The 15664-nt window shown below is 62.2% G+C and carries 17 protein-coding genes; 11 read left to right on the top strand and 6 right to left on the bottom strand.

Annotation, left to right across the window (positions count from 1 at the left end):
* Position 1 precedes the first annotated feature (1 nt).
* The 3 genes from V8Z65_RS10460 to V8Z65_RS10450 all read left to right on the top strand — a co-directional run bounded on the left by V8Z65_RS10460 (position 2) and on the right by V8Z65_RS10450 (position 4968).
* Positions 2 to 427 carry a DUF6468 domain-containing protein gene (locus tag V8Z65_RS10460; protein ID WP_338719757.1) on the top strand — a complete coding sequence of 142 codons (426 nt, stop codon included), beginning with the start codon at positions 2 to 4 and terminating at the stop codon, positions 425 to 427.
* Positions 424 to 1440: a hypothetical protein gene (locus V8Z65_RS10455; RefSeq protein ID WP_338719755.1), complete on the top strand. Its 1017-nt coding sequence runs from the start codon at positions 424 to 426 to the stop codon at positions 1438 to 1440. Before V8Z65_RS10460 ends, V8Z65_RS10455 begins: the two co-directional genes overlap by 4 nt.
* A gap of 246 nt (positions 1441 to 1686) precedes the next feature.
* On the top strand, positions 1687 to 4968 hold the full coding sequence (locus V8Z65_RS10450; protein WP_338719753.1) for a hypothetical protein: 3282 nt from the start codon (positions 1687 to 1689) through the stop codon (positions 4966 to 4968).
* Here the strand turns inward: V8Z65_RS10450 and V8Z65_RS10445 are convergent.
* From V8Z65_RS10445 to V8Z65_RS10435, 3 genes are read right to left on the bottom strand one after another with little or no spacing between them, the layout of a single operon-like run.
* Complete coding sequence (locus V8Z65_RS10445) at positions 4965 to 5420, bottom strand: hypothetical protein (protein ID WP_338719751.1); 456 nt, start codon at positions 5418 to 5420, stop codon at positions 4965 to 4967. The genes V8Z65_RS10450 and V8Z65_RS10445 overlap by 4 nt on opposite strands.
* A gap of 2 nt (positions 5421 to 5422) precedes the next feature.
* A complete protein-coding gene (gene fliP / locus V8Z65_RS10440) occupies positions 5423 to 6151 on the bottom strand; it encodes a flagellar type III secretion system pore protein FliP (protein WP_338724004.1) in 729 nt (242 codons plus the stop codon).
* Positions 6152 to 6179: 28 nt separating this feature from the next.
* A complete protein-coding gene (locus V8Z65_RS10435) occupies positions 6180 to 6797 on the bottom strand; it encodes a flagellar biosynthetic protein FliO (protein WP_338719748.1) in 618 nt (205 codons plus the stop codon).
* A 229-nt stretch (positions 6798 to 7026) separates the two neighbouring features.
* Here V8Z65_RS10435 and flgB point away from each other — a divergent pair, with 229 nt between their 5' ends.
* The 8 genes from flgB to V8Z65_RS10395 all read left to right on the top strand — a co-directional run bounded on the left by flgB (position 7027) and on the right by V8Z65_RS10395 (position 13636).
* Positions 7027 to 7425, top strand: a complete 399-nt coding sequence (gene flgB, locus V8Z65_RS10430; RefSeq protein ID WP_338719746.1) for a flagellar basal body rod protein FlgB — start codon at positions 7027 to 7029, stop codon at positions 7423 to 7425.
* Between the two features lie 10 nt (positions 7426 to 7435).
* Positions 7436 to 7846: a flagellar basal body rod protein FlgC gene (flgC, locus tag V8Z65_RS10425; RefSeq protein ID WP_338719744.1), complete on the top strand. Its 411-nt coding sequence runs from the start codon at positions 7436 to 7438 to the stop codon at positions 7844 to 7846.
* A gap of 21 nt (positions 7847 to 7867) precedes the next feature.
* Positions 7868 to 8203: a flagellar hook-basal body complex protein FliE gene (locus V8Z65_RS10420; protein ID WP_338719742.1), complete on the top strand. Its 336-nt coding sequence runs from the start codon at positions 7868 to 7870 to the stop codon at positions 8201 to 8203.
* 169 nt (positions 8204 to 8372) lie between these two features.
* Positions 8373 to 8639, top strand: coding sequence for a flagellar biosynthesis protein FliQ (fliQ, locus tag V8Z65_RS10415; protein WP_338719740.1), 267 nt, complete (start codon positions 8373 to 8375; stop codon positions 8637 to 8639).
* A 1-nt stretch (position 8640) separates the two neighbouring features.
* A complete protein-coding gene (fliR, locus tag V8Z65_RS10410) occupies positions 8641 to 9408 on the top strand; it encodes a flagellar biosynthetic protein FliR (RefSeq protein WP_338719738.1) in 768 nt (255 codons plus the stop codon).
* Positions 9409 to 9411: 3 nt separating this feature from the next.
* A complete protein-coding gene (flhB, locus tag V8Z65_RS10405; protein WP_338719735.1) occupies positions 9412 to 10500 on the top strand; it encodes a flagellar biosynthesis protein FlhB in 1089 nt (362 codons plus the stop codon).
* 112 nt (positions 10501 to 10612) lie between these two features.
* Positions 10613 to 13183 (top strand): response regulator, encoded by a 2571-nt coding sequence (locus V8Z65_RS10400; protein ID WP_338719733.1) that lies wholly within the window; start codon positions 10613 to 10615, stop codon positions 13181 to 13183.
* A 57-nt stretch (positions 13184 to 13240) separates the two neighbouring features.
* Positions 13241 to 13636 (top strand): DUF2237 domain-containing protein, encoded by a 396-nt coding sequence (locus tag V8Z65_RS10395; protein WP_338719731.1) that lies wholly within the window; start codon positions 13241 to 13243, stop codon positions 13634 to 13636.
* 22 nt (positions 13637 to 13658) lie between these two features.
* Here the strand turns inward: V8Z65_RS10395 and V8Z65_RS10390 are convergent, their stop codons facing one another.
* From V8Z65_RS10390 to V8Z65_RS10380, 3 genes are read right to left on the bottom strand one after another with little or no spacing between them, the layout of a single operon-like run.
* Positions 13659 to 14150, bottom strand: coding sequence for an SRPBCC domain-containing protein (locus V8Z65_RS10390; RefSeq protein ID WP_338719729.1), 492 nt, complete (start codon positions 14148 to 14150; stop codon positions 13659 to 13661).
* A gap of 10 nt (positions 14151 to 14160) precedes the next feature.
* Positions 14161 to 14514 (bottom strand): metalloregulator ArsR/SmtB family transcription factor, encoded by a 354-nt coding sequence (locus tag V8Z65_RS10385; protein ID WP_338719727.1) that lies wholly within the window; start codon positions 14512 to 14514, stop codon positions 14161 to 14163.
* Between the two features lie 59 nt (positions 14515 to 14573).
* On the bottom strand, positions 14574 to 15593 hold the full coding sequence (locus tag V8Z65_RS10380; protein ID WP_338719725.1) for an aldo/keto reductase: 1020 nt from the start codon (positions 15591 to 15593) through the stop codon (positions 14574 to 14576).
* Positions 15594 to 15664 lie beyond the last annotated feature (71 nt).

Here is a 15664-nt window from a genome sequence, read left to right as displayed (position 1 = left end):
CTTGGGGCTGCCACTTGGAATTATCGTGGAAGGTGCCGTGGCCGTTCTGATGGCCCTGACCATTGGCTATTGCGTCCTGCTCAATCAGCGCCTCAAGCGCCTGCATCAGGACAAGGACGCCATGCGCCAGATGGTGGCCGACCTTGTCAGCGCCACCAATCTGGCCAATCAGGCGATCAAGGAGCTGAAGTCGACGGCAGTGGAGGCCGATCTCTCGCTCAGCGCGCGGCTGGAAGAAGCCGAACGTTTCGGCGTTGAATTGGCCAATCACGTAACCGCCGGCACCGTGCTGATGGAGCGGATTGCCAAGATCACCAGCGTTGCCCGCCATAGCCAGGCCATCGAGCCGGTGGAGGCCCCCAACAAGGTGCAGACCGCGTTGCAGCAATTGTCCGAGCGGGTTCGTAGCCGCGGGGCCGCTGCGTGACCAATATCCGCCTGCTCCCCGTCGTCATTCTGGCCATTGCCGCGCTATTGGTTCTCAAGACCGTGGGCCTGGTGACCAATGGCGGCTATGTGCTGACCGGTGTGAGCACGGCGCAGGCAGCTGGCGGGGGTGGTGGTGGCCATGGTGGCGCCAGCGCGGAGACAGGCGAGCCGGCGACGCTTCCGGGCGATCCAACCATCGAGGACGGCACGCCGACCTTGACGGACAATGCGCCGACACTGGGTCAGGCTACGTCCGGTGGGCATGGGGCGCCGGCCGGTGATCAGGCCGCCCCGGCAGCCGGACATGGCGAGGCTGCAGGCGATGCCGCGGGGCAGGGCGAAGCGACCGCGGAAGGCGGCGCGCATGACCAGCCCGCGGGCAATGTGATTGCCGAGGAAAACGCCTGCGATCCCCGCCCGGTCGCCGAGGTGGGAGAGGCCGATAGCAGCGAGGGCGAATTGCTGGTCATGCCGGGCGATTGCCCGCCCCTGACCGATGCTCTGCCGCAGGTACTTACGCCGAACGGGACGGCACCGCTTGGCGCGGGCGAAAGCTCGGTGACCGAACAGGCCTTGCTGGAGCGCCTTTCGGCGCGGCGCACGGAACTGGAAAATTACGAGAAGGAATTGGCCATGCGCGCCTCGCTGGTTCAGGCGGCGGAGCAGCGGATCGAGGAACGGCAGCAGACCCTGCAATCGATCGAAGACCAGATCGCGTCCCTGGTCGAACAGCGCAAGCAGATGGAAGAGGGGCAGTTCGCCGGTATCGTGGCCATGTATGAGACCATGAAGCCCAAGGATGCGGCCAATATCTTCAACGCGCTCGATATCGAGGTGCTGCTGCGCGTCGCCAAGATGATGAGCCCGCGCAAGATGGCACCGATCCTGGCCGAAATGGACACGATGCGCGCCCAGGAACTGACCGTGCGCCTGGCCTCGGCCGGCACCGATCCGCTGGACCAGATGTCGCCGCAGGATTTGTCGGCTCTGCCCCAGATCGTGGGACAATAGACAATTGGCCCCTATCCTTTAGGGGCACGTTAAGTACCGCTCGCTAGGTTTGGCGTGACGAAATGGATTTCCGTCCAGAAGGCGGGCCTTTCGGCAGGTTTTAACTCTCGCGTTTCCTGAGGTTTTCGGGCCCTTCGCCCCTCCTTGATAGACGCGACTTGTAGGCGTCGGGCGGGCAGAATGCCGGTGAAGGCCGCAACCAGAAGGCTCTGGCGCGTTATTTCTCGCGTCCTCATGGCAACGGCGATGGCCGGCGCCGTGTTTGTTGTCTCGCCCGTTCTGGCGGTAGAGCAGGGGCAGCTTTTTGCCACCGAGGAAGATGGCTATGGCCGTCTGATCCTGAGCTTTCCGTCGCTCAATGAGCTTCCCGACTACAGTTTCCGCATCGATAATGGCGTGCTCTCGATCGAATTTGCCGAGCCGGTCGAGGTTCTGTTGCCCGATGTGGCGACGACCATGCCCAATTATCTTTCGGTGGCGCGGATCGATCCGGATGGCAGGGGATTGCGCCTAGGCCTCAAAAGCGCGTTCAATTTCAACCGCATTGAGGCCGGCGAGAAGCTTTTTGTCGACCTGATGCCGGCCGACTGGCAGGGCATGCCACCGCCCCTGCCGCAGGACATCATCGACGAACTGGCCGAGCGGGCACGCGTGGCAGCCATCGAGGCGGAACGGGACCGCAAGGCCCGGCTGGCCGCCGAACTCGATCCCAAGGTCAATGTCAGGGTGGGGCGCAATGCGACCTTCCTGCGTCTGCAGTTCGATTGGTCGGTGCCCACCGAAGGTGAGTTCAGCCAGAAAGGGGCACTAGGCGCGGCCACGTTCGAGTGGCCGGTCGATATGGACCTGAGCGGATTGCTGGCCGACCTGCCGGCCGAGATCGTCTCCATGCAGTCGGGCCATTCGGCCGATGGCGCCGCCGCGACCTTCATCTTTGCGGAAGGCGTCGAGCCCCGGTTCTACAGCACGTCGCCGTCCCAATATGTACTCGATATCGACATTGCGGGCGCTGAATTGCCGGCTTTGCTGCCCGCCGACTTGGCGGCCGAGGCCGAGCATCTGGCCGCTGAGGCGGCGAGCGCTGAGCATGCCGAACCCCGGATTGCGGCTCTCGAAACGGCGGCGGCGGAAACGGTTACCCCGTTCGTCAACGTGCTGGGCAACACGGTCCGGGTCGTGTTTCCGTTCGAGCAGGATACGCCGGCTGCCGTCTTCCGGCGCGGCAATACGGTCTGGATGATTTTCGACACGGTCAGCGGCATCGAGTCGCCCGGCGCGTCGATGGATTTCGACGCCGTGGCCAGCGAGTTCGCGGTCATTTCATCGGGCGATACGCAGGTGGTGCGGATGGACCTGGCCCAGGACCGGCTGGCGACGCTTGGGTCGGAAGGCATGGCCTGGGTGCTGTCGCTGGGCGACATGATGCTGAGCCCGACCGAGCCCATGACCCTGTCGCGCCGGCGCGACATCGAGGGATCGTTCGAAATGGTGGCCGATGTGTCGCGCCCCGGCCGCGTGCACGATTTCCGCGATCCATTGGTGGGCGATGTATTACGGGTCGTTACCGCCTTTCCGCCCGCGCGTGGGCTGACGCGGTCGCTCGATTATGTCGACTTCACCGCGCTGCGCAGCGTCCATGGCCTGGTGATCAAGCCCAAATCGGCAAATCTCGAGGTTGCGGTCGAAAGCCGCGATGCCGTTATCTCCTCGACGGGCGGACTCACCGTCTCCGCCTTGGACAGCCTGCGCAATACCGGTTCGGAGGCTCGCGAGGCGGCCCGCGCCGGCTATATTGATCTGGGTTCGCTCGAGGAACGCGATCCGGTCGCCTTCACCCAGAAGCGGGACCAGATGGAGCGTGCCGCGGCGAGCAATGAAGGGCGCGAGCGGGACATTGCGCGGCTGGACTACGCCCAATATCTGGTCGCCAATCGCTTCGCCTACGAGGCCCTGGGCGTGTTGCGTGTGCTTGAAAGCGACCTCAAGGCGCAGGACCTGACCCGCAAGATCCGCACGACCATGGCCATTGCCGACGTACAGGCAGGGCGTCCGCGCGACGCCCTGCAGACGCTCAACGCGGCCTCGCTGGACCAGGATGTGGATTCGCTGTTCTGGCGCACAATCGCGCGCGCCGAGGCCCACGACTATCGCGGCGCCCGTTTCGACGCCATGGAAGCGCGAGACATCGCCGACAGCTATCCTGAATGGGCCCGCAATCGCTTCCGCCTCGCCGCCGCACGCGCGGCCGTAGAGGCCGACGATCCAACCCTGGCGCAGCGCATGCTCGACGATATCGATTTTGCCGGTCTCAGCGTCGAGGATGCTTCGCTCTACCATCTGTTGTCCGGCCGTATCGATGAAACCGAGGGCCGCAACCAGGAGGCGCTCGATACTTATGGCCAGGTGATCGCCTCGGAAATCCGCCCGACGCGGGCCGAGGCCGTCTATCGCACCTTGCGATTGCTCGACAATGAGGGGCGCCTTGACCTGGCCAAGGGCACACAGACCCTTGCGGCTGAAACGCTGCTCTGGCGAGGCGATGCACTTGAGGCGGATATGCAGACGCTCCTGGCCCAGCTCTATTTCCGCAACGGCGATTATCGCGAGGGCTTTGAGACGGTTAAGGCGGCCGTCGCCAATTATCCCGAAAGCCCATCCGTCAATGGCCTGCGCGATCAGGCGCAGTCGATGTTTGCCGATCTATTCCTCAATGGCGTGGCCGATTCGATCGGGCCGGTCGAAGCGTTGGCGATCTATTATGACTTCCGGCACCTGACCCCGCCGGGCGCACGTGGCGACGAAATGATCCGCAATCTGGCGCGGCGACTGGTGCGGGTGGACCTGCTGACCCAGGCGGCCGATCTTTTGCAGTATCAGTTGGACAATCGCCTGCGTGGCGTGGCGCGCACGCAGATCGCCGCCGATCTGGCCGTGATCTATCTCGCCGATCGCAAGCCGCAGGACGCCCTGCGCGTGCTCAATGAAACGCAATTGCCCGGTCTGCCCGATTCGCTGCAGCGCCAGCGGCGCCTGCTTGAAGCGCGCGCCATGATCGATGGCGGTCGCGACCAGCTTGCGCTCGACCTGATCAGCAATATGGATGGCAAGGATGTCGAGTTGATGCGCATCGATGCGCATTGGAAGGCACAACGCTATAGCCAGGCCGGCGAAATGATCGAGACCATCTACAGTGCCGAGCCCAAGGCCCGGCCACTGGATCGTACGGCGCGTATGAGCCTGATCAAGGCCGCGGTGGGCTATGTGCTGGCGGGGGACAGTTTCGGCCTGTCGCGCCTGCGTGCCAAGTTCGGGGAACGCATGGTGGCCTCGCCGGAATGGCCGATGTTCGATTTCGTGACCGGGCCGATCCAGACGACCAGCCTTGAATTCAAGAAGGTTGCCGCAGAGGTCGCCGCGCTCGATAGCCTCACCGCGTTCCTAGCATCCTATCGCGACACCTATGCGGGCGAGGGCGCTCTGACCCCGATCAATGCCGCCAGCCCGGATGGGACGATGGCATCGCTCTAGTTCTGGCGGAGCCGCGCGGACCGATCTTCATGCGGGATGCGGGCGATGAAGGCACGGGCGCGCGACACGGCGTCGAACAGATACTGATCCGGGCCCAGCATTTTCCGTGCATTGAGGGCATGGGCGCCTAGAATAGGAAAGTCCACGGTCTCGATATCGCAGTCCCATCCCGGGCAGTCGGTTGACCAGCATTTGCGGTGATGGGCTAGGAGGCGCTCGCGCCGGCTATAGCCGTGATAGTCGAAAACGACCGTGCCATCGGTCACATACATATGGCCGCCCGGTGCGTCGCCTCGGGGAATGATCCTCTCGGCATAAAACCCGGTCAACGGCTCTTCGGCCAGGTAGACACCGGCCAGGATATGGCAGGCGCCATAGCCGAAGAAGATGCGGTCGGGCAGGGCCCAGCGCCGCACCATGTCTTTCTTGATACCGGGTTTGAGCCGATACACGTCTAGCCCGTGAAACTGCGGACCAGCGAGCCGGCCACCAGATACCAGCCATCGACCAGCACGAAGAAGATCAACTTGAAGGGCAGGGAGATGACCACCGGCGGCAGCATCATCATGCCCATACTCATCAGCACCGAGGCCACGACCATGTCGATGACCACGAAGGGCAGGAAGAGCAGGAAACCGATTTCAAAGGCCCGGCGCAATTCCGAGATCATGAAGGCGGGAATGAGCAATTGCAGCGGAATGGCCTCGGCCTCGTCGGGCGGGGTGGCCTCGGACAGATCGTAGAAGAGTTCGAGGTCGCGGTCACGCACATTGCTGCGCATGAATTCATGAATCGGTGCGACACCGGCGTCGAAGGCTTCGGCGAATTCGATCTGCCCGGCCATGAGCGGCGCTATGCCCTGCTCGTAGCTCTGTTGCAGGGTCGGTTGCATGATGAACAGGGTCAGAAACAGTGCCAGCGACACCATGACCGTGTTTGGCGGCGCCGTTTGTAGGCCGATGGCCGTGCGCAGGAGAGAGAGCACCACCACGATACGGGTGAAGCTGGTGACCATCACCAGGATCGACGGCGCCAGCGAGAGCAGGGTGATCAGCCCGATAAGCTGAATGGCCCGCTCCGTCAGCGTGGTCTCGTCTCCGAAATTGATGGAGAGATCTTGCGCGGAGGCACCGCTGGACCAGAGGGTCAGGAGACCGGCCGCGGTCAGCAGTGGCAGCAGCAGCAACCGCCAGCGCGTCTTGCGCGCCGGATCAGCTCCGATTGGCCTGCTCGCCTTTCTGGTGTTCAAGCGCTTCGCCTTCACTCGCCATCTCGTTTCCGTCCTCTTTAGCTGAGTCGTCGGCAGGCCCGCCTGGTGTGTCCGGGTTTTGCACGGTTAGCGTGGGGTCCTGCACGCTGACGGGACGGAGCAGGCCTGTATGGCGCAAGGAGCGTGGCGGACGCTTGGCGGGTTCGGGCGCCGGCGGCACTTCAGTCTCGGGCGGCGTTTCCGAGGCCGGCGAGATGGCCGGGCCTGATGATTTTTTTGCCGAAAGGGACGGCAGGCCGCGTCGCGCCGGCGGGGCGGGCGCCACCTCGGCGACCGGAATGCCGGTTTCGACGACCACGTCCTGCGGTCCGCCAGTCAGGATCAGATGTTCGACATTGTCACGCCGCACGATGAGCAATTGGCGTTTCTGATCCAGGGCCAGCGTGTCGACGACCGCCAGCCGCCGGTTTCGCCCGCGAACGGCATTGCCCGATACGTTGGAGATCAGCTTCAAAAGCCAGACACCCAGCACGATCAACACCAGGACGATGCCGAGTGCGAGAACCATGGTCAGGACGGCATTGCCGCTGCCGCCGAACAGGCCGGTAATGAATTGCAAGGACCGCGTCTCCAGAGCATTTCAGATTGGTTCACGCACATAGCGCGATTCCGGGTGGGGCAATAGGTGTTGGCCGCGTCAGGCGGCATTTCCTGCCTACCTGGCGCAAGAAATATGCAGAATGCAACCGATATCGGGTGCTTTTAAGGGTACTTAACGCTTGGTTAACCATTCACCCGGCAAGAATTGCCTAATGAAACCGGGTGTGGGAGCTTGGCCCATGGGCCTAATGGACATGCCAGTCTTTTCGGCGCTGACCGACAAGATGCGCTGGCACCAGGCCCGTCAAGGCCTGTTGGCTGAAAACGTCGCCAATGCCGAGACCCCCGGATATCGCGGGCGGGACCTTCAGCAATATGACTTTACCGAGCGGCAGGGAATGATGGCTTCATCCGCCGTTGTCACCACCGTCACCCAGCCCATGCATTTCTCTGCCTCCTCGGGCGAGGGCGCTGCGTTCGATGCGCAGCGCATGGCCAATTTCGAGGTCACGCCGGAAGGCAATGGCATAACCTTGGAAGACGAGATGATGAAGGTCACGACCAATATGATGGATTATCAGGCCGCGACCACGCTCTATCAGAAATCCATGCGCATCCTGCGCGTGGCGCTAGGCAAGAACGTCTAGAGGATAAGCCATGGACTTCAATTCCTCGCTCCGTATCGCCGCCACCGGGCTGCATGCCCAGACGGCCCGCATGCGCGTGATCGCCGAAAACATCGCCAATGCCGATTCTGCGGGCAAGGCGCCAGGCGACGAACCCTATAGGCGCCGCATTCCCACATTTGAAACCAGCTATGACGCCGATGTGGGCGGCCGCGTGGTCGAGATCGGGCGGCTCGCCTATGACATGAGCGCCTTTACCTCGCGCTATGAGCCAGGCCACCCGGCCGCCGATGAAAGCGGCTATGTGCAATATCCCAATGTGAACACGCTGATCGAGACGGTCGACATGCGACAGGCCCAGCGCAGCTATGAGGCCAATCTCAACGTGGTCACCGTGACCCGCCAGATGCTCGGGCGCACGCTCGATATCCTGCGCGGCTGATAATCGAGAAAGGCAAGCGTGATGGCTGTCAACAATACCCCGTTCAACGCGGCGACCGCCGCCTATAACAATGCGAGCCGGCTGATCAATCAGGCCGCCAAGCCCAATGCCGACCTCACCGCCAGCGTGGCTTCGCCGGGCGGCAATTTCGCCGAACTTTTGGCGCAGAACGTGCAGGGCGTGGTGGATCAGGGTAAGGCTACCGACCAGATGGCGCTCGATATGGTCAGCGGTAAGGCCAATGTGGTCGACATGGTGACCGCGCTTTCGGAAACCGAAATGGCCATCGAGAGCATGGTTACGCTGCGCGACAAGGTTATCTCTGCCTATGAGGAAATCATGCGGATGCCGATCTAGCCGGAAGCGCCCGGCACCCATTGGGCTGCCCTCGGGTTCGACCGAAGGCCAGCACGAGCGCAATGGATGTTGATAATGGTCCTCGGGTCCAGACCGAGGACGGCCCGGAGGTGCGGGTGGGGCTCGTGCTCTGCTAGACTACGAGCCGAATCGACGAAGGTTTTGAGCCATGACCGGCGCAGAAGTGCTCGACATTGCCAGCCAGGGCATCTGGACGCTGATTATCGTGTCGATGCCGATGATGCTGGTCGGGCTGCTGGTGGGCGTGGTGATCGCGCTGTTCCAGGCGTTGACGCAAATCCAGGAAATGACACTGGTCTTTGTGCCCAAGATCATCGCCATTTTCGTGACCATGCTGATCACCCTGCCATTTCTGGGCGCCACTATGGCCGGCTTCATGAACCGGGTGGTCGATATGATCATCGTGGGCGGCTGACGTGACGATCAGCCTCGATTGGCTTCCGGCGACGGCCTTTACCTATATCATCCTGTTTGCGCGGATTGCCGCCATGCTCATGCTGATGCCGGCGCTCGGCGAGCAGACCATTCCGGTGCGCTTGCGCCTCAGCTTTGCGCTGGCCTTTACGCTGGTGGTGTTTCCGCTGCTGGGCAGCGTCATTCCCGCCATGCCCGGCGATCTTGCCGGCATGGTCGGTCTGCTGGTTCATGAACTGGCCGTGGGGCTGATCATCGGTGCCATTGTGCGCATTACCGTCATGGCTACGCAGGTGGCGGGCACCATTGTTGCCTTCCAGACCGGTCTGTCCGGCGCGCTGGCTGCCGATCCAACCCAGATGGGCGTGCAAGGGGCGGTGTTTTCCAGCTTTCTGTCGTTTCTCGGTATCACGTTGATCTTTGCCACCGACCTGCATCATATGGCGCTGGCGGCCATCTACGACAGCTATGTGGTGTTCTCACCCACTGACCCGCTGATGTTCGAGGATGCGATGCAATTGGCCATCCGCACCGTCAGCGGGGCCTTTGCCGTGGGCGTGCAGATGTCCGCACCCTTCATCGTTTTCGGCCTGGTGTTCAATCTTGGCGCCGGCATCCTGGCGCGGCTTATGCCGCAATTGCAGGTCTATTTCATCCTCATGCCGGCCAATATTATTGTCGGCCTGCTGCTGTTCGCGATCCTGATTGTGATGATGATGGGCTGGTATATCACCGCCTTTGAAAATCATCTGGCCATGTGGCGGGGGTAGCCCATGTCGGATGAAGCCCCCGATCAAGACTCCAAAACAGAAGATCCCTCCCAGAAAAAGCTCGAGGACGCCCACAAGAAGGGCGATGTCGCCAAGAGCCAGGAGGTAACCACCTGGTTCATGCTGATGGGCTCGGGCATTGTCTTTGCCATGTTATCGCCCTGGATCAGCAGCCAGTTGAGCCAATCGCTGAGCCTGATTTTCATGAATGCGGATCAGTTCGACGTCGAGGGCGCCGGCTTTGCCGATTTCTTCAACGGGCTGGCCCTGGCGGTGATCGGGGTGGTGCTGATCCCGCTTGCTGTGCTGATGGTGTGCGGCATTCTCGCCAATCTGGTGCAGCACCGGCTTGTCTGGTCGGTCGATCCCATCACGCCCAAGCTCTCCAAGATTTCCCCGATCGGCGGGGCCAAGCGTCTGTTCTCGACCGATGCCCTAGTCAATTTTGGCAAGGGGCTGATCAAGATCATGGTCGTTGGTGCCATCGTGGTGGCCGTCTGCTGGCCCGAGAGGGACCGGCTCGATACGATGGTGACGGCCGATCCGATCATGATCCTGATCGACTTCCAGGAAATCGGTATCAAGATTTTCGCGGCCGTTCTGGCCGTCATCACCGCCATTGCCGCCGCCGACTATTTCTACGTCCGCCAGAAGTGGTGGAAGCGGCAGATGATGACCGTCCAGGAGACGCGCGAGGAATATAAGCAGATGGAAGGCGACCCACATGTGAAGGGCCGCATTCGCCAATTGCGTCAGGATCGAGCCCGCAAACGCATGATGGCGGCGGTCCCCGATGCCACTGTGGTCATCACCAACCCGACCCACTTTGCCGTTGCGCTCAAATACGAAAAGGACATGGCCGCGCCCAAATGCGTGGCCAAGGGCGCCGACGCCATCGCCTTGCGCATTCGCGAGCTGGCCAAGGACAATGATGTGCCCATTGTCGAAAATCCGCCATTGGCGCGTGCTCTATTTGCCTCTGTCGATATCGACGAGACCATTCCGGCCGAGCATTTCAAGGCGGTGGCCGAGGTCATCGGCTTCGTGATGCGCCTTAAGAAACCGGGCGGCGGTTGGCGGCCAAGCGCGTGACGCCGCTAGCATGTTGAAAAGCCGGTTCGCCCTCCCACCGGACCGGTCCATTTGCTAGACCTTTCCTGATGTCCCGATTCGGGACGAGACGTATTGCCCGGAGCAGAACCTGATGGCATCGACGCCCATTGGCGAGGACAGCTACCCCGAACCGGTTCTGGATTCGGGTCGTGGTGGTGCGGGATTGTGGCGCGTTGCCCTTCTCGGTCTGGGCCTGGTCGTGGTGGCGGTGATCTTCTCGCTCTTCGGCGAGCGTATTCCGTCCGAACTGGTCATGGGTTTTGTCGGCCTTCTGGCCGTTGCCGGTGTTTTCTTCCTATTCGGGCTGGCGGCGGGCCTCTTCCGCTTTGCCGGCAGCGAGGATCGCCGCACGCTCAGCCATGCCGTGGTCGACAGTCTTCCGTTCGGGGCGCTTATCGCCGATCGCGAGGGCAAGATCACTTACGTCAACCAGCATTATGGCAGCTTTCCCGGGGCCATGACCAATGGTGTGCCGGTGGGCGTGCCGCGGTTGTTTTCCGGCCATGCCGATGCGGGCGAGGCGATTTATCGGGTGTCGAAGGCGGCGCGGGATGGGCGCAGCGCCATCGAGGATATCCGCGTGCCCGGCGGGCTGGGCGGATCGCAGTCCGAGGCGAGCCGAGTGTTCTGGTATCGCGTGTCGGTGCGGCCGCTGCCCGATATCGGGGACAGAAGCAGGCCGCTGGTGGCCTGGTCGGTAGAAGACATTACCCGCGACCGCGAGAATAACGAGACCGCCTTCCGCGACCTGCAGCGCGCTATCGACTATCTCGACCATTCGCCCTCCGGCTTTTTCTCGGCCGATGCGCATGGGCAGATCCAATATCTCAACTCCACGCTGGCCGATTGGCTGGGCTATGACCTGGCTGAGTTCAATGCCGGCCAATTGGCGCTGACCGATATTGTGCGCGGCGATGGGGCATCGCTATTGATGCGGGGCAGGGGCGACGGGGAAATCCGCACCGAGATCATCGATATCGACCTTGTTCGCCGCAATGGCACGGCCCTGCCGGTGCGTCTCTTGCATCGCGCCGCACGCCTGGCCGATGGCGAATTGGGTGAGACGCGCACTCTGGTGCTCGACATGTCGAGCGCGCCGGATACCGAGGAAGAATTACGCGCCGCCGAAGTGCGCTTCTCGCGCTTTTTCAACGATACGCCCTTTGCCATTGCCACGCTGGACGGCGAAGGCCGCATCGTGCGCACCAATGCGCCGTTCGGGCGCATTTTCCACTGGTCGGGCGAGGACAAGAGCCTCGAATTGCAGCCCCTGCGCGATCTCATCGGCGAAGGCAGCAGGGACAAATTGGCCAAGGCACTCAGCGACGCCACCGCGCAGCGCTCGGAGGTCGAACCGGTCGATGCCGCCTTGAGCGTCGAGGGCGATCATGCCGTGCGGCTCTATATCTCGGCCTCCGAGGTCAGCGCCGGTTCGCCGGAGCAGGTCAATGTCTATGCGCTGGACATGACGGACCAGCGCAAGCTCGAGGCCCAATTCGCCCAGAGCCAGAAAATGCAGGCTGTCGGCCAGCTCGCCGGCGGCGTGGCGCACGATTTCAACAATCTGCTGACCGCTATTATCGGCTTCTCGGACCTACTGCTCCTCAAGCACAAGCCGGGCGATCCGTCCTTCAACGAGCTGATGCAGATCAAGCAGAACGCCAATCGCGCTGCCGGCCTAACCCGCCAGCTTCTGGCCTTTTCGCGCCGGCAAACGCTGCGCCCGCAAGTGCTCGAACTGCCGCTGATCGTCGATGATCTGACGGTGCTTTTGAAGCGCATGATCGGGGAGAAAAACAATCTCACGGTCGAGCATGGCCGCAATATCTGGCCGGTCCGCGCCGATGTGGTGCAGCTCGAACAGGTGATCATCAACCTGGTGGTCAATGCGCGCGACGCCATGCCCAATGGCGGCTCGATCACCCTGCGAACGTCCAATGTAACCGAGGCGGAAGCGGCGACCATGAAGTTCGAGGGCATGGTGCCGGCGGACTATGTGCTGATCGATGTCGAGGATACCGGCACCGGGATGAGCCCGGAGGTTCTGGCCAAGATTTTCGAGCCCTTCTTCACCACCAAGGAATTGGGCAAGGGAACGGGCCTCGGCCTCTCCACGGTCTATGGCATCGTCAAGCAGACCGAAGGTTTTATCTACCCGGTCTCGACCGTCGGCGTCGGCACGACCTTCAAGATTTTCCTGCCGCGCTATGTGCCCACCGCCGAGGAGGCCGCTGCCAAGGCGGCTGCGGCGGCCGCGCCGGCGAAAGACCTCACCGGTCACGAGCGTATCCTTCTGGTCGAGGACGAGGAAAGCGTGCGCGCCTTCTCCGCCCGCGCCCTGCGCGCCACTGGCTATGAAGTCTTCGAGGCCGATGGGGGCGAAGAAGCGATCGAAGTGCTCGAGGACCTGGATTATATAGTCGATCTCATCATTTCCGACGTCGTCATGCCGGAAATGGATGGGCCGACCATGCTCAAGGTCATTCGTGACAAGATGCCCAGGCTCAAGATAATCTTCGTGTCCGGCTATGCCGAGGAAAGTGTGCGCCGCGACATCGAGGACGACCAGAGCGTCGATTTCCTGCCCAAGCCCTATTCGCTCGACCAGATCAATTCCAAGGTCAAGGAAGTGCTGCGGCGGATGGACAAGGGCGACAGCTAGGCCCACAACCAAGCGTCACGCGCGGATCCTTAGCCAAAGGTTCGGCACGCTGGGAGCATGATTGTGAATGTCCGTATCGAAGACCCGGTCGAGTTCAATGTGCTGGGCGAGCCATTGCAGCCGTGCTCGCACGATCCGTTGACCGGCTATTTCCGCAATGGCCATTGCTTCGCCGGCCCCGACGGCAGAGCGGTGCATCTGGTCTGCATAGCGGCGACGGACGAGTTCCTGGCCTATTCCCAGAGCGTTGGAAACGATCTCTCGACGCCGCGGCCGGAGTTCAGCTTTCCGGGCCTCGCGGCGGGCAATCGCTGGTGTCTGGTCGCCAATCGCTGGGCGCAGGCACATAATGCCGGTAAGGCACCGCGCGTCTATCTGCGCGCGACGAACCAGCGCGTCCTGGACTTGATTCCGTTCGAATTTCTAAAGGCTTACGCCCTAGACCTGAATTGATGAATCCGCGCCGGGCGCCGGTTCAGCCTTGTTCCTTGGCCAGCAGCCGATCCAGGCTCTTGAAGCTCATTTCCATACCCTCGGCCATGCCGGTCGATGTGGCCATGTCGCGATGGGCGAGGGAGGTATAGGTCAAGGTGTTGACCAGTTTGGTGCCCTGTCCTTCCAGAGAAAAAGCGAGTTCGGCGCGGTAGGCGGGGCCCATGACGCCGCCGTCAAACTCTTCCTGGCTGTCAATGTAGCGGATCGCATCGATCTGATTGATTTCGCCGGAGACGGCCAGAAAGCCCTCGCCACCCGGCCCGTGCCATTCGAAGCGATAGGTGCCGCCGCTACGCGCATCATAGATGCAGACCGGCATGGTCCAGCCATCCGGGCCGGTGAGCCAGCGGCGAATAAGGCTGGGCTGGGTATAGCAGGCATAGACCAGGTGTGGCGGCGCGACGAAGCCCCGCTCGATAACGATCTGTGTATCGCTCGGCGTGGTCACCGAGAGCGGGTCACCAAACTGCATCACTTGCCTCCTAATTCTTACCTGCTGTTGTCTCCAGGCGCTGCAACTCGGCCAGCAGATCGTCGAGCCGGCCAAACTGGGCCTGCCAATATTGGCGGTATTCGATCAGCCAGCCGGTGGCCTCGGCCAGGGGCTGGGCTTCCAGATGCACCGGTCGTCGCTGGGCGTCGCGGCCGCGGGACACCAGCCCCGCCTTTTCCAGCACCTTGAGATGCTTGGAAATGGCCGGCTGGCTCATGGCGAATGGCTCGGCCAGGTCCATAACTGTCACATCGCCTTCCGCGGCCAATCGCGCCAGGATGGCCCGGCGCGTGGGGTCGGACAGGGCATGAAAAGTGGCGTCGAGACGTGCAGTGTCGATCATTCACAACGATCCAGTTACAAAACCATATAGTTATTCATATGGCCGATATTGTTGTCGCGTCAAGCCGTGCCGCCGGGCACCGGCGTTCCGGGTGCCAAAAGGCCCTCCTGGGCAAGGGTCGACCAGAGCGCATCGGGAATGCGGATGGTCCACCAGTCCATGATCCCGTCCAGCTCCGCCGGCGAGCGCGGACCGGGCAGCACATTGCAGACCGCCGGATGGGTCAGCGGGAACTGCAGAGCAGCGGCGGGCAGGGGCACGTTGAAGGATTTGCACACCGCTTCAATAGCGCGTACCCGCTGCACGATTTCGTCGGGCGCCTTGGCATAGTTGAACTTGTCGCCCCCAACCAGAATGCCGGAATTGAAGGGGCCGCCGACCACGACCGAGGCTTTGCGCTCGATGCAGGTGGTCATAAAGGGCGCAAGCGCCGTCTGTTCAAGCAGCGTGTAGCGGCCAGCCAGCAGGAAGACGTCCCAATCGCCAAGGGCGAAGGCGTCCATGCAGACTTCCCATTCATTGACGCCAAGCCCGATGGCTTTGACCGTGCCACCGTCACGCAATTCGCGCAGGGCCTCGTAGCCGCCCGAGGCAAGCTGGTCCCAGAGCGGCTTATTGCCCTCTACGCCGTGGGTGGCCACGCCAATATCGTGGACATAGAGAATGTCCACCTTTTCAAGGCCCAGCCGCTGCAGGCTGTCGGCATGCGAGCGCATGATGCCGTCATAGGAATAGTCATAGACCTGATCGAAAGGCAGCGGATCAATCCAGTTGCCCTTGTCCTGGATGATGGGATCGACCGGTGTGAGGCGGCGCCCCACTTTGGTGGAGATGATCGGGCGCGGATTGGCCTCGCGCACCACATCGCCCACCAGATGTTCCGAACGACCCAGGCCATATTGGGGAGCCGTATCGACATAGTTGATGCCGATTTCGAGCGCATGGTTGACGGTGGCGCGGGCCTGCTCGGCCGGCACGGCTGAAAAAATGCCCGCCAGGCTCGCCCCACCCAGTCCCAAGGTCGTGACCTCCAGCTCGGTCTGGGCGATACGGCGTTTTTCGAAGCTATGCGCACTCATGTCCATCCTCCGTCAGAGCGGGGGCATAACTGACATGTTAGTTGAGGCGAGTAAAGACGGGGCGGCATGTG

It is taken from the genome of Devosia sp. XK-2 (genome assembly GCF_037113415.1).
Classification (GTDB): domain Bacteria; phylum Pseudomonadota; class Alphaproteobacteria; order Rhizobiales; family Devosiaceae; genus Devosia.
Note: the sequence above shows the minus strand (reverse complement) of the source record. Positions and strands in the feature narration are given on the sequence as shown.